Source organism: Streptomyces sp. HD, assembly GCF_028369295.1.
In the GTDB taxonomy this organism is placed as follows: Bacteria; Actinomycetota; Actinomycetes; order Streptomycetales; family Streptomycetaceae; genus Streptomyces.
In genome coordinates, this window is sequence record NZ_JAQMYP010000018.1 from 87,190 (window position 1) to 101,814 (window position 14,625).

Consider the following 14,625-nt stretch of genomic DNA (forward strand, 5'->3'; position numbering starts at 1 on the left):
CCTGTCAGACAGCCGGACAGCCGGACAGCCGCCGCGACGTGTCAGCGCCATGGAAGCGGTGCTGGCGCATCTGCGCGACGCCATCGAGCGCGGCGAGTACGCCGTGGGCGACAAGCTCCCCTCCGAGGCGGAGCTGTGCCGGACCCTGGAGATCAGCAGGCCCGTCCTGCGCGAGGCCCTGCGGGCCCTGCAGACCATGGGCCTGACCGTCTCCAAGACCGGCAAGGGCACTTTCGTCGTCGCCAACGCCGTCGAGGACCCCACCTTCGGTGACTACTCGGCGAGCGACCTGCTGGAAGTGCGCCGGCACGTCGAGATCCCGGTCGCCGGGTACGCGGCGCTGCGCCGCACCCCGGAGAACCTCGACCACCTGGCTCACCTGCTCGACCGCATGGAGCGGGAGACGGACACCACCGCGTGGGTAGCGATGGACACCCTCTTCCACCTGGCCGTGGCCGAGGCCGCCCAGAACCCGGTGTTCCGCCGGGTCATCGAGGAGATCCGTGACGCACTGGCGCGTCAGTCGGCCTTCCTCAACGAACTGGGCGGTCGCCGCGAGCAGTCCAACCGGGAGCACCGGGCGATCGTGGAGGCCCTGATCGACGGTTCCGAACTCGACGCGACCGACGCCATGGCCCACCACCTGGATCGCGTCGAGACCACCCTCACCGACATCGTGCGCCCCCCGCGCACGGACAGCACCACGGAAGGCGGACCCGAGGCGTGAGCGAACAGCACCTCAAAGAAGAGACGCGCCCCCAGTCCGGTCACGTAGACGCCGGAGACCACGGCTACAGCAAGTCGCTGAAGGCCCGGCACGTCAACATGATCGCCATCGGCGGAGCCATAGGCACCGGCCTTTTCCTCGGTGCCGGCGGGCGTCTCGCCGACGCCGGCCCGTCCCTGTTCATCGCCTACGCGGTCTGCGGCATCTTTGCCTTCCTCGTCGTCCGCGCCCTCGGCGAACTCGTCCTGTACCGGCCCTCCTCCGGCGCCTTCGTGTCGTACGCCCGCGAGTTCATGGGTGAGAAGGGCGCGTACACGGCGGGCTGGATGTACTTCCTCAACTGGGCGACCACCGGCATCGCCGACATCACCGCGGTGGCCACCTACACCCACTACTGGGGCATGTTCTCCGACATCCCGCAGTGGGTGATCGCATTGATCGCCCTCGCGGTCGTCCTGACCGTGAACCTGATCTCGGTGAAGTTCTTCGGCGAACTGGAGTTCTGGTTCGCGATCATCAAGGTCGGCGCGCTCGTCGTCTTCATGCTCATCGGCATCTTCCTGCTGGTCACCCAGCAGCCCGTGGACGGCCACACCCCCGGCCCGTCCCTGATCACCGACAACGGCGGCCTCTTCCCCAACGGCCTGCTGCCCATGCTGCTGATCGTCCAGGGCGTCGTCTTCGCCTACGCCTCCGTCGAGCTGGTCGGCGTCGCCGCCGGTGAGACCGAGAACCCCGAGAAGATCATGCCGAAGGCGATCAACTCGATCATGTGGCGCGTGGGCCTCTTCTACGTCGGCTCCGTCCTCCTTCTCTCGATGCTGCTGCCCTGGTCGTCGTACAAGGCCGGTGAGAGCCCCTTCGTCACCGTGCTGTCCAACATCGGCATCCCGGCAGCGGGCGGCGTCATGAACCTGGTCGTCATGACCGCGGCCATGTCCTCGCTCAACTCCGGCCTGTACTCCACCGGCCGCATCCTGCGCTCCATGGCGATGTCCGGCTCCGCCCCGAAGTTCACCTCGGTGATGAGCCGCAGCCAGGTCCCGTACGGCGGCATCCTGCTGACCAGCGGGATCTGTGTCCTCGGCGTCGGACTCAACTTCGTCGTACCGGCCGATGCGTTCGAGATCGTGCTGAACTTCGCGGCGATCGGCATCCTCGCCACCTGGGGCATGATCATGATCTGTCACCTGCTCTTCTGGCAGAAGACCCAGAAGGGCGAACTCGACCGGCCCGGCTACCGACTGCCGGGCTCCCCCTGGACCGAACTCGTGACGCTGGCCTTCCTCGCCTCCGTCCTGGTCCTCATGTACGCCGACGGAGGCGCCGGCCGCACCACAGTGCAGTGCCTGCCGCTGATCGTCCTGGCACTGGTCGCGGGCTGGTACGGCATTCGCCGTCGGGTCGCCCGCACCTCCTTGAAGGCCGACGCGTGAAACCCGTGCCGGTCGACGACTCCACATCGACCACTCAACACAACCAGGCAGTGATGTACAGCAGTTCCATAGCGGACGCACCCCTTGTCCGCGCACCGCTCCACGCCCCCGTCGCCCACCTCATACGCGGCGGAATGATCGAAGGCATCCACTACGGCTCCGTCGTCGTCCTCGGTGACGACGGCGAGGTCCGGTTCCAGCTCGGTGACATCGAGGCCGCCTTCTACCCGCGCTCGGCACTCAAGCCCGTCCAGGCCGTCGCCATGGCACGGGCCGGGCTCCCGCTCGACGGTGAGCTGCTCTCGCTCACCGCCGCCAGCCACTCCGGCGAGGAACGCCACCTCGCCGGAACCCGGCGCATCCTCGAACTCGCCGGACTCACCGAGGACCATCTGCGCAACGTCCCGGACATGCCGTACGACCCGGTCGTCCGGGACGCCTGGGTGCGGGAGGGCCGCCTGCCCTCCCGCCTCGCCCAGAACTGCTCCGGCAAGCACGCGGCGATGCTGTACACCTGCCGGCTGAACGGCTGGTCCCTGGAGGACTACCTCGACCCCGGGCACCCGCTCCAGCAGGCCATCGCGGAGATCGTCGAGGACCTGACCGGTCAGCGGATCGCCCAGGTGACCGTCGACGGCTGCGGGGCCCCGCTGTTCTCCGTGTCGCTGCACGGCCTCGCCCGTGCCGCCGCCCGGATCACCACCGCGGTGCCGGGTACGCCCGAGGCGCGGGTCGCCGACGCGATGCGTGAGCATGCCGAGATGGCCTCTGGCTCCGGGCGGGATGTGGCCGCGCTGATGCGGGCCGTGCCGGGGCTGTTGGTGAAGGACGGCTTCGAAGGCGTTCAGGTCGCTGCGCTGCCGGACGGGCGGGCCATCGCCGTGAAGATCGCCGACGGGGCGAACCGGGCGCGAGTGCCGGTCGCTGCGGCGGCGCTTGCGTGGGCCGGGGTTGATCCGGCGTTGCTCAGCGAGTTCCAGGGAGAGGCGCTTCTCGGGGGCGGGCAGGCGGTCGGGTGTGTGCAGCCCGTTCGTTCGCTGGAGCCGGTTGTTGTTTCGGCCTGCGCCTAAGGAAGTGCCGGCTGCCGCGACCAGCGGCTGCGGGTCCGTTGTGGCTTGTCGCGCAGTTCCCCGCGCCCCTATGGGGCGCGCTCACCCTCAACCCCTTTGAAAGAGGAACCGTTCCCTCATGAACGCCGTCACTCGTAGTGAGCACGATCTGCTCGGCGACCGGGATGTCCCCGCCGACGCCTACTGGGGTGTCCACACCCTGCGTGCCACCGAGAACTTCCACATCACCGGCACCCCCATCTCCGCCTACCCGCACCTCATCGACGCGCTTGCCGCCGTCAAGGAGGCCGCCGCCCTCGCCAACGAGGAGCTCGGGCTGCTGGAGCCGAAGAAGGCCGCCGCGATCGTCGCCGCCTGCCGTGAGATCCGGACCGGCAAGCTGCACGACCAGTTCGTCGTCGACGTCATCCAGGGCGGCGCCGGCACCTCGACCAACATGAACGCCAACGAGGTCGTCGCCAACCGGGCGTTGGAGCTGCTGGGACACGCGAAGGGCGAGTACCGGCACCTGCACCCCAACGAGGACGTGAACCTGGGGCAGTCCACCAATGACGTCTACCCGACCGCCGTCAAGGTCGCGACGGTGTTCGCGGTGCGCGGGTTGCTCAAGGCGATGTCCGTACTGCAGGACGCGTTCGCCCGCAAGGCCGTCGAGTTCCGCGACGTGCTCAAGATGGGCCGTACACAGTTGCAGGACGCGGTACCGATGACGCTCGGTCAAGAGTTCTCCGCGTATGCCGTCATGATTGACGAGGACCGGTCCCGTCTTGCCGAGGCAGTCGAGTTGATCCATGAGATCAACCTGGGTGCCACGGCCATCGGCACCGGCCTCAACGCACCGGCCGGATACGCCGAGTCGGCCCGTCGCCACCTCGCCGAAATCACCGGGCTGCCGCTGGTCACCGCCGCCAACCTGGTCGAGGCGACCCAGGACTGCGGCGCGTTCGTCCAGATGTCCGGCGTCCTCAAGCGCATCGCCGTCAAGCTCTCCAAGAGCTGCAACGACCTGCGTCTGCTGTCCTCCGGGCCGCGCGCGGGCCTCGGTGAGATCAACCTGCCGCCCGTGCAGGCCGGCTCGTCGATCATGCCCGGCAAGGTCAACCCGGTGATCCCCGAGGTCGTCAACCAGGTCGCCTTCGAGGTGATCGGCAACGACGTCGCCATCACCATGGCGGCCGAGGCCGGACAGCTCCAGCTCAACGCCTTCGAGCCGATCATCCTGCACTCGCTGTCGGAGAGCGTCACGCATCTGAGGAACGCGTGCGTGACGCTGGCCGAGCGCTGTGTCTCCGGCATCACCGCCAACACCGAGGCGCTGCGCCGGACCGTGGAGAACTCCATCGGCCTGGTCACCGCCCTCAACCCGCACATCGGGTACACGGCCGCCACCGACATCGCCAAGGAGGCCCTCGCCAGCGGCCGGGGTGTCGCCGAACTCGTCCTGGAGAAGGGCCTGTTGCCCGCCGAGAGGCTCGCCGACCTGCTCCGCCCGGAGGTCGTCGCGGGCAGCGGCCAGGCCCTGGCCTGACCCCTTCCAGGATCCGTCGATGCGCACCGGGACCGGCACGGAGGCACAATGGTGATCATGGCAGCGTCAACGTCGTCACTGACCTTCCAGCCGATCCTGGAGCGCATCGCGGAGGAGATCGGGCGGACCCCCGGCCGTGGCCGGCCAGCCGACTACATCCCGGCGCTCGCGGCCCGCGACCCACGGGCCTTCGGCATGGCCGTCGCGGAACTCGACGGCACGGTGTACGGCGTGGGGGACTGGCGCGAGCCGTTCTCCACCCAGTCCATCACCAAGGTCTTCACCCTCGCTCTCGACCTGGCCCGCGAGGGCGACGAACTCTGGGAGCACGTGGGCCGCGAGCCCTCCGGCAACCCCTTCAACTCCCTGATCCAGCTGGAGTACGAGAACGGCATCCCCCGCAACCCGTTCATCAACGCGGGCGCCCTCGTCGTCACCGACCGCCTCCAGACCCGTACCGGAGACGCGGCCGGCGAACTCCTGTCCTTCCTCCGCGCCGAGAGCGGCAACCCGGCCCTGGACTTCGACAAGGACGTCGCCGCCTCCGAGACGGCCCACGGCGACCGCAACGCCGCGCTCGCCCACTTCATGGCGTCCTACGGCAACATGGAGAACCCCGTGCCGGTCCTGCTCGACCAGTACTTCCGCCAGTGCTCCCTCACGGCGTCCTGCGCCGACCTCGCCCTGGCCACGTCCTTCCTGGCCCGCCACGGCGTCCGCGCCGACGGCACCCGCCTGCTCACCCGCAGCCAGGCCAAGCAGGTCAACGCGGTCATGCTGACCTGCGGGACGTACGACGCGGCGGGTGACTTCGCGTACCGGGTCGGGCTGCCGGGCAAGAGTGGCGTCGGCGGCGGGATCATCGCCGTCGTACCGGGCCGCTGCACGCTGTGTGTGTGGAGCCCCGGGCTCGACGAGCGCGGCAACTCGGTGGCCGGTGTGGCGGCCCTCGACCGGTTCACGACGCTCACCGGGCTGTCGGTCTTCTGACTCTTCCGTAAACCGTAATCCGGTTGTGGAGGATTCGGATCTTCGGTGAGGATCCTCCTCATGTTCTCGCGCAGGAATCGCCGACCGAAGACCCCCGAACTCCTCAAGGCCTGGGAAGCGCTCGACGAGGGTGACATCCCCGGCGCCCTGCGCCAGTTGCGGCACGGCGCCGACGACCTGCCCCTGGGCGAGGTCGCTCTCGTGGTCGCCCGGGCCGCCGGAGCGGCCGGTTTCCAGGACCTCCACGAGGCGGCCGACGCCCTAGCCGCCCGCCCCGAAAAGCCCCGGGCACTCTACGACTTCGGGTACGCCTGTATCGAGCGCGGCGTGCCCCACCTGGCGATACCCGCCCTGCGTGTGGCACTGAACCAGGCGCCCGAGTCGGTGGCGGTCCTGCGGGAGCTGGTCTCGGCCTACGAGCGCGAGGGCCGCCACCGCGAGGCTTCGGACCTCCTGGCCGCGCGCGAGAGCGGGCTCACCGACTGGCCGGACCGCTATCTGCTGGTCTACAACGCCCTCATGTCCGGCGACCTCGCGCTGGCCCGCCGGCAGCACGCCCGGCTGTCCGACCCCGACGACGCCATGTGGCTGCCCACCCAGGCCCGCCAGCGCCGCATGCTGGACCGGGCCGTGAGCGCCGAGCCGGTGAGCCCGCTGGACCGCGGCGATCTGCGGGGCTGGCAGTACGTCATCGGCGGCACCGTGCTCGGCTCGATGTCCCCCTACGGCTTCGACGCGGGCATGGCCGGGCGGTACGCCTGGTTGCAGGACTCCCACGGCCAGTGCCTGCGGGGCCTGCTGCGGCTGAAGGCGGTCCTCGACGCCGCCGGGGTGCGCCCCGCGTCGGTGTCCTTGCTGCCCGACCGGAGCAGCAGGATCCTCGGTCTCGCCGCGGCCGAGGTGCTTCAGCTGCCGGCGGAGCCGTTCACGTCCACCCGGGAGGACACCGTCGTCGTCGCCTACGACCTGAACGAGGTGGCCGCCGCCGACGAGGGCCCGGACATCATCGGCGGGCTGTACGAACGGGCTCCGGGACAGGTCCTGCACGAACACGCGAGCAACTGGACCGACCCGCCGGTGGTGACCGCCGACAGCGTCGCCCTGCTGCACCAGTCGGCGACGGCACCCTGGGAGGGGCAGCTGCGCGCGGACGACGACGGGAGCGTGGAGCGCGGCGCCCCCGACGACCGGCCGGAGCGGGAGATCGCCGCCGACATTCTGGCGGCCGACGCCTCGCCCGACGAGGGCGACGGCCAGACCCCCGCCGACGGAGCCGAGGCGCTCACCGACTTCGTCAGCGCCGTGCGCGATAGCTGGCTCCGGGGCGACCGGGCCGGCCTCACGTCGTCGGGACCGGTGGCCAGTTCGCGGTTCCTGTGACGCTCTGACCGGGATGGATCACACGGCGGTCATGCGCAGGTCGCCGCCCCGAGGGTCCCCCTTCGCTTTCCGGCCACTCGTCGTTGACACGCTGAACGAGTGTTGGCCATGGCTTTTCCCGTCGATCTCCGCCGCTGCCAGATACTCGGTCTGGCCGGCACCGCCTTCCTCGCCCTCGGCGGCGAGACGGCCGGTGCGCTACCGGTCCGGGAACTCCTGGCCCCGTCCTCGGTGCACGCGGCCCTGGGCCTGGTCGGCGTGTACTTCGGCGTCGTCCTGCTGATAGCGGCATGGCTGCTGCTCGGCCGGCTCGTGCGCAGCGCCGATCCGCCCACCCCGCGCGCCCTGCTGCTGGTGCTGGCGGTCTGGGCCACCCCGCTGCTGATCGCGCCGCCGCTGTTCAGCCGGGACGTGTACAGCTACCTGGCCCAAGGGGCGATGGTCGACGCACACATCGACGTGTACGCGTACGGCCCCTCCCACCTCGGCGGCCCGCTCGCGGACGAGGTCGCCCCGCTGTGGCGGCACACGGGTGCCCCGTACGGCCCCGTGTTCCTCGGCGTGGCCTCCGCCCTGTCCGCCCTGACCAGCGGCGAACTCCCCGCCGGGCTCCTCGGCATGCGTCTGATAGCGCTGCTCGGGGTGGCGCTGATGGCGGCCGCGCTGCCGCGCCTGGCCCGGCACAGCGGCGCCGACCCGGCCGCGGCGCTGTGGCTGGGCGCCCTGAACCCGCTCGTGCTGCTGCACCTGGTCGCGGGTGCCCACAACGACGCCATCATGCTGGGCCTGCTCGGTGCCGGTCTGGTCGCGGCGCTCGGCCGGTGGCCGATCCTGGGCGCCGTACTCGTCACGCTCGCCGCCCTGGTCAAGGCGCCCGCCGCGCTGGGCCTCGCCGCGGTGGTGCTGCTGCAGATACGGGCCGGCCACCACCCGGCCAAGGCCGTGTTCACCACGGTCGCCGCGTCCGCCGCCACCACGGTCGCCGCAACGGCCGTGGCGGGCACGGGATACGGCTGGATAGGCGCCCTCGACACCCCGGTGTCCACCCAGAACTGGGCGCTCACCAGCCTGCTCGGCCGGGCCACCGCCTCGCTGCTGGACGAGGTCGGCAGCGATCTGGCGCCGCTGGCCGTCCCGGCGTGGCACGCCATCGGCATGGTGCTCACCGGGGTGCTCGTGGTCCTCATATGGTGGCGCTGGCGTCCGCGCCCCGTGTACGCGCTGGGCCTGAGCCTGGCTGCCGTGGCCGCCTTCGGGCCGGCGATCCGCCCCTGGTACGCGCTGTGGGGCCTGTTCCTCATCGCCGCCGCGGCGCCCAGCACATCCGTACGGCACCGGGTGGCGGCCCTGACCGGAGTGCTCGCGCTCGCCGTCCTGCCCAGCGGTGGCCCCGCGGACGTGGGACAGCTGGTGCTGGCCGTGTCCGGCGGCGTACTCGCCGTGGTCGTCCTGTGGCAGGCGCACCTGGCGGCGCAGGCCCCGGCGTTGGAGCGCACCGCATGAGACTTCCGCGTACCGACCGCGGCCGGCTCGCCCTGGTGCTCGTGCTCGCCGCCGCCGTGACCGTCTTCACCGCGACCGTGCCGCTGCTGCGCGACTGGTTCGACCTGCGCGTCTACTACGGCACCATCGACAGCTGGATCCACCACGGCGGCCGTATCTACGACTACCAGGTGCCCGGCACGACGTACGGGTTCACCTACCCGCCGTTCGCCGCCGTCGTCATGCTGCCCATGGCCCTGGTCGACCTGCAGGTCGCGATCGCCGTGGCGCTGCTGCTCAACCTGGCGGCCCTGGCCTTCGCGCTGCGCGTCCTGGCCGGACGGGCCTGGCAGCGCTACGGCTGGTACGGCTGGGCGCTCGCCGTCTGCGCGCTGGCCCTCTTCGAACCGCTGCGGGACACCTTCAGCTTCGGCCAGGTGAACATCCTGCTGCTGGCTCTCGTGCTGCTCGACCGCTGGCTGCTGGCCACGGGGCGGGAGCGCTGGGCGGGCGTAGGCATCGGTCTCGCGGCGGCGATCAAGCTGACGCCGGCCGCGTTCATCGGGCTGCTGCTGGTGGCCCGGCGCTGGCGGGCCGCGGCCGTGGCGACCGCCGTGGCCGCCGCAGCGACGGCGCTGGCGGCCTGGGTGGCTCCCGACGCGTCCCGCTTCTACTGGACGCACGCGATGTGGGACACCACCCGGGTGGGCCGACTCGACTACGTCTCCAACCAGTCGTTGCAGGGCATCCTGGCCCGTCTGGACGTGTCGAGCCGTGCGGTCTGGGCGGTCGTGGTGCTGCTGGTGCTGGGCGTCTGGGCGGCCCGCACCCGTCGTGCGGTCGTGACCGGAGACTGGACGGCGGCGTTCGCCCTCACCGGGCTGACCGCCTGTCTGGTCAGCCCGATCACCTGGGTCCACCACCTGGTGTGGCTGCTGCCGTCCTTCGCCGTCCTCGTCCGCGCCGGGCACATACGGATCGCGGGCACGCTGTACGCGGTGCTGTGCACCAGCGTGGTGTGGCTGTGGTTCGACGACGCGTCCGGCGTGGACGGCTTCCTCGGCAGCAACACGTACGCCTGGATCACCCTCGGCCTGCTGCTGTGGCTGCCGGTCGGTCAGTCCTCCTCCACCCGCTCGAAGACCTTGCAGCGCAGCACCAGTGAGGTGGCACCGGCCCCCATCCCGACGGCGCCCGCGATCGCCCACGCCTCCGCCCAGCCCGGCCCGGCCGGTCCGCCCTCCGGCGCCACGTCGGCGACGACGGGCTCCGTCACGGGACCCGGTCTCGGCTTGACCCGCAAGGCGTCGAGCGACCCCACCGGTTCGACCCGTCCGGCCGCGTCGAACCCCCAGTCGAGCAACTCGCCGGCCTCCTCGTAGACGGCGAAGCCGCCCGCCCGGGGGTTCAGCACCGTCACGACGAGGGTGCGACCGCCCCGGCGCGCGGCGGCGACGAGCGTGTTGCCCGCCTTGCTGGTGTAGCCGTTCTTGACACCGATCAGCCCCGGATACGGGTCCAGCCCGGCCGCGCCGGTCAACAGCCGGTTGGTGTTCCGGATCTCGTACGACCACCCGTTCCGGCCCGGGAACCACGCCTCGGCCGTGCCGCAGTACCGCGCGAACTCCGCGTTGCGCAGCCCCGCCCGGCCGAACACCGCCAGGTCGTAAGCCGAGGAGACCTGGCCGGGCGTGTCGTACCCGTCCGGCGACATCACCTGCGTGTCGAGGGCGCCCAGCGCACGGGCCTTGTCCTGCATCCGGGCCGCCGTGGCGCGCCAGCCGCCGTTCAGCGTGGCCAGCACGCGCACGGCGTCGTTGCCGGAACTGAGAAAGACCCCGCGCCACAGATCGGCGACCCGGTACGTATGCCCCTCGGCGAGGCCCACCAGACTGCTGCCCGGCCCGATCCCCGCCAGTTCCTCCTCACTCACCCGGTGCCGGATGCCGGCGGGCAGGGCCGGCAGCACGGTGAGGGCGAACAGCGTCTTCAGGGTGCTGGCGGGCGGCAGCTCCCGATGCGCGTCGTGCGCGGCGAGCACCTGCCCGGTGTCGGCGTCGGCCACCAGCCACGATAGCGCCGAGACCCGCGGCAGCCGGGGCGTCCCACTGGTCGGCCGCACCTGTGTGTCGGGCCGGTACAGCAAGGCCGGCCGCGGAGTCACCGCCCGCGGCCCGCCCGGTGTGTCGGGGTCGGGTGCGTGGTCGACGGCGGCGGCGGGCGCGAGCGCGAGCAGGCCGGCCGCGCACAGCGCGCCGGTGAATGCGAAGACCCGGGAGGTAAGTCCGACAGTCATACCGCCAACGTAGGAATGCATACGCCGGACACCGTGCTGCCCGGGCCGAGGTCGCCGAGCGAGCACCCGGATGCCGCACGCAGGGCCCATAACGGGGTCGAGTGGATTAAAATGACCGGCCATCAGCTGCGGCGGGGGCAGCGGGGGGCAGGGGGCGAGCGTGGGCGGCGACGACGGAACATCTCGGTTGAACATCGTGCTGGAGGGGAGGCCGGACAGCGATCAGGAGGAGCTCGACGCGCTCACCCTCCTGCTGCGTGAGCGGCTCCTCGAACTCGACGTCGACCGCGTCGAGTTGGCAAGTGGACGGACCGTTCCCGAAGGCGCCAAACCCGGTGCGGCGATCGCCGTGGGCGCCCTCGCCGTGACCCTGGCACCGCTCGCGCTGCGCGGCGTCCTGAGCCTGCTGGAGACCTGGCTTCAGAACCGGCCCGTTCGCCGGGCCAGCATCACCCTGGGAGACGCCCAACTGGACGTGGAAGCGGTGTCGTCGGCGGAGCAGCGGCGACTGATCGACGCCTTCCTCGCGGCCCACGAGCGGCCTCCGTCGGTCGCGGCGGGGCTCGACGCGCAGGACGCCCCCGCCGAGGGCGCCTGAGACCCCGGTCATGTCCGCCGGCCGCTTCGCCCTTCTCATCGCCACGGGCTCCTACGACAACGCGGACTTACGACACTTGCGCTCACCGGCACGCGACGCCGCGGGCCTGGCCGAGGTGCTCCAGGACCGATCCATCGGCGACTTCGAGGTAAGCAGTGTCCTGGACGCAAGACACCACGAGGTGAACCGTGCCATCGAGACCTTCTTCCGCAACCGCAGCAGGGACGACGTACTGCTGCTGCACCTGACCTGTCACGGCATCAAGAACGACAACGGCGAGCTCTACTTCGCCGCCCGCGACACCGACCGCGAGCTCCTGGGATCCACCGCGGTCTCGGCGGCCTTCCTCCAGACCCAGATGCGCCGCTGTCGAGCCAGATCGATCGTGCTGCTTCTGGACTGCTGCTACAGCGGTGCCTTCCTGCCAGGCAGCAAGGGCGACACCGCCGTCCACCTCAAGGACGAACTGGCCGGGTACGGTCGTGCGGTACTCACGGCCACGAACCGTACGGAATACGCCTGGGAGGGCGACCACCTGAGCGAACTGGACCCCGCGCCCTCCCGCTTCACGGGCCTGGTGATCGAAGGGCTGCGGTCGGGAGAGGCCGACGCCAACCGAGACGGGCTGATCACCGTGGGGGACCTCTACGAATACGTCTACGAACGGATCCTCGCCATCGGCGCCAAGCAGCGACCATTGTTGTGGGCCGAGTTCGAGTACCGCGTCGTGATCGCGCACACGCCCTTCGGGAACGACCGACGGCAGGCACCGACGGTGGATCTCCTCGGCGGACGGTACGAGCTGGACCGAGAGTTCGGACAGGACGGCATCTCGGAGATCCGCCTCGCGCACGACACTCGCCTCGACTCCACCGTGGTGGTGATGACCCTCCGCGCGGAATTCGCACACGACCAGCGCCTCCAGGCGGAGTTCCGGCGCGACGTCCGGTCGACCGCCTCGCTGAATCACCCGGCGATCGTCGCCGTCCACGACAGGGGCGAGGGATACGTCGACGGAGTCCTGGTCCCCTACATCGTCATGGAACACGTGGACGGCTCCACTGTGGACGAACTCCTCGACAGCGGCCGTGGACTACCACCCACCGACGCCCTGAAGGTGACCTCCGACATCCTCCAGGGCCTGGAACACGCCCACCGCAACGGCATCGTGCACCGCGACATCAGCCCGGCGAACGTCATGCTGACACGGGACGGGCACGCGAAGGTCACGGGTTTCGGCTCCCCGCATCCCTCGGACGACGACCGGGCCGTGGTGCCCCGGCCCGACTACTGTTCGCCGGAACAGGCACTGGGACGGCCGACGGACGCCCGCTCCGACCTGTACATGACCGGCTGTCTCCTGTACGCGCTGCTGACGGGCCGCCCTCCCTTCAGCGGTGAGTCCGAGACGTCGACAGTGGTCCGGCACGTCTTGGACGACCCGCCGCCGCCGAGCTCTCTCGAACCGGCGGTCGCTCCCGAGACCGACGCCGTCGTCCTCACAGCACTGGCCAAGCGGCCGGACGAGCGCTACCAGTCCGCGGACGCGATGCGCTCGGACATCGAAGCGTGTCTCGACGGTTCGCCGACCTCCATCACCAGCGGTGCGCGGCCCGCCCCGGCGTCGCAGCCCACCGGCGACCGCGCCCCGGACCGGGAGCCCTCCTCGAAGTCACGGCGCACGGCACTGGTCGCCGGGGACCTGCTGCTCACGTTCGCACCCGGGGAGAGCACCAGGGCGCGCGCACGCTCGGCGGGCCCGCCGGCCCAGTCCATCCGCAAACGTACCGCGCAGCAGCGAGCGGAGTGGGAGCAGGTCTTTCGCCCTCCTGTGCTGCCCGAACCACCGCTGCCCCGCATGCCGCCTCTGTGGCGACAGGACGAGCGCGAGGAACTCGTGCGGATGCTCTCCCGGGGCCGCAGCGTCCGGCTCCTCGGTCCTCGTGGCTCCGGTCGCACAGCACTGCTCGATTGCATCGAGGAGGACGTCGCCGACCTCCCACCGGATGGGGTCATCCGGCTGTCCGGCAACCGACGCACGTCACAGGACCTGTTCCACGACGTCTTCACCGCCGCGTACTGGAGCCCGCTCCAGCGGCCCTGCCAGAGCGAACTGCTCGCTCTCGCAGGTGACATCGGCGCGATCGTCATCATCGACGACCTGGAGATCGGTGGCAGCGATCTCGGGTCGCTTCTCGACTGCCTGCCCGAGTGCGCGGTCCTCGTCTGTCCCACGCCCGCGACGGCGTCCACGTCCGCCGACGACTCTCTGGAGGACGTCGTGCTCGGCGGACTGGACGAGGCTTCCTGCATGGAGCTCCTCAACCGCCGCCTGCTCCGGTGGATCGCGGACGAGGAGCGGGTGTGGGCCAGGGACCTGTGGCGCGAGTGCGCCGGGCTGCCACTGTCCTTCGTTCAGGCAGCGGCGGTGCTGGGGCCGGGGGATGTGTCGTTGCCCTGGCCGGCCGACCCGGCCGCCGTTCTGCATCATCTGTTCGCGGCCACGAGCGAGCCCGGCCGCGCCGCACTGGAGTATGGGCTCGCACTCGGCGGCGAGCTGCCGAACCCCGTGCACCTCCCCGCCCTGGTGGGCCACCCCCATGCCGACACGGCGGTCGCCGAACTCCTGGTCAAGGGGTTGGTCACGGCGTCCGACTCGCACTACCGGCTGGCGGCCGGGGTCGCGGAGCAACTGCCGTTGACCGGACACGCCCCTGCCGTCGCGGTGCGCCGTGCGCGGGCCGCCGAGCACTACGCCTGGTGGGCGGGCCATCCGTCGGTGGTGTCCGACCGGGTGGTGGCGGAGTCCGCTGCGGTGTTGGCCGCGCTGGGTGCCCCGACAGCGGGGACCGACGGGATGCCCAAGACCACGTCCACGTCGTATGCGTCGGAGGAGCACATCAGGAACGTCGTCAAGCTGGCCCGTGCGGCCTCTCCGGCCTTCGCTGCGGGGCTGCGCTGGAGCGCCTGGGAGCAGGCGCTGGGGCAGGGACTCAAGGCCGCCCGGACCCTTCAGGAGGGAGCGGAAGTCGACTACTTCGAACGGGAGTTGAGCGTCGTCGCGCTGGCCCGGAGGGCCTGGCTCCGCTGAGGTGTTCGAGGGCGTACCGGCTGCGCC

10 protein-coding genes and 1 pseudogene are annotated in these 14,625 nt (G+C 70.9%); 10 read left to right on the plus strand and 1 reads right to left on the minus strand.

From position 1 onward, the window contains the following. Nucleotides 1-49: 49 nt before the first annotated feature. The 8 genes from POF73_RS19160 (at nt 50) to POF73_RS19195 (ending at nt 9,995) form a co-directional block, all read left to right on the plus strand. Nucleotides 50-727, plus strand: coding sequence for a FadR/GntR family transcriptional regulator (locus POF73_RS19160; RefSeq protein ID WP_272117025.1), 678 nt, complete (start codon nt 50-52; stop codon nt 725-727). Then, a complete protein-coding gene (locus tag POF73_RS19165; RefSeq protein ID WP_272116885.1) occupies nt 724-2,163 on the plus strand; it encodes an amino acid permease in 1,440 nt (479 codons plus the stop codon). The genes POF73_RS19160 and POF73_RS19165 overlap by 4 nt, the downstream gene beginning before the upstream one ends. Before the next feature lie 53 nt (nt 2,164-2,216). Further along, on the plus strand, nt 2,217-3,233 hold the full coding sequence (locus POF73_RS19170) for an asparaginase (protein ID WP_272116887.1): 1,017 nt from the start codon (nt 2,217-2,219) through the stop codon (nt 3,231-3,233). Nucleotides 3,234-3,351: 118 nt separating this feature from the next. Beyond that, the gene (gene aspA, locus POF73_RS19175; protein WP_272116889.1) at nt 3,352-4,761 is read left to right on the plus strand and encodes an aspartate ammonia-lyase; all 1,410 of its coding nucleotides are present in this window, start codon (nt 3,352-3,354) and stop codon (nt 4,759-4,761) included. Between the two features lie 48 nt (nt 4,762-4,809). Next, nucleotides 4,810-5,751 (plus strand): glutaminase, encoded by a 942-nt coding sequence (locus tag POF73_RS19180; protein WP_272116891.1) that lies wholly within the window; start codon nt 4,810-4,812, stop codon nt 5,749-5,751. Between the two features lie 60 nt (nt 5,752-5,811). Next, the gene (locus POF73_RS19185; protein WP_272116893.1) at nt 5,812-7,131 is read left to right on the plus strand and encodes a hypothetical protein; all 1,320 of its coding nucleotides are present in this window, start codon (nt 5,812-5,814) and stop codon (nt 7,129-7,131) included. A 108-nt stretch (nt 7,132-7,239) separates the two neighbouring features. Further along, complete coding sequence (gene mptB / locus POF73_RS19190) at nt 7,240-8,634, plus strand: polyprenol phosphomannose-dependent alpha 1,6 mannosyltransferase MptB (RefSeq protein WP_272116896.1); 1,395 nt, start codon at nt 7,240-7,242, stop codon at nt 8,632-8,634. Then, nucleotides 8,631-9,995 (plus strand): glycosyltransferase 87 family protein, encoded by a 1,365-nt coding sequence (locus POF73_RS19195; RefSeq protein WP_272116898.1) that lies wholly within the window; start codon nt 8,631-8,633, stop codon nt 9,993-9,995. Before mptB ends, POF73_RS19195 begins: the two co-directional genes overlap by 4 nt. A gap of 83 nt (nt 9,996-10,078) precedes the next feature. Here the strand turns inward: POF73_RS19195 and POF73_RS19200 are convergent. Then, nucleotides 10,079-11,104: pseudogene (locus POF73_RS19200) on the minus strand (D-alanyl-D-alanine carboxypeptidase family protein); the annotation flags it as partial. Here POF73_RS19200 and POF73_RS19205 point away from each other — a divergent pair. Beyond that, on the plus strand, nt 11,097-11,507 hold the full coding sequence (locus tag POF73_RS19205) for a hypothetical protein (protein WP_443049551.1): 411 nt from the start codon (nt 11,097-11,099) through the stop codon (nt 11,505-11,507). The pseudogene POF73_RS19200 and the gene POF73_RS19205 sit on opposite strands and share 8 nt — an antisense overlap. A gap of 10 nt (nt 11,508-11,517) precedes the next feature. Further along, a complete protein-coding gene (locus POF73_RS46035) occupies nt 11,518-14,598 on the plus strand; it encodes a caspase, EACC1-associated type (RefSeq protein WP_334313612.1) in 3,081 nt (1,026 codons plus the stop codon). Nucleotides 14,599-14,625: the final 27 nt, after the last annotated feature.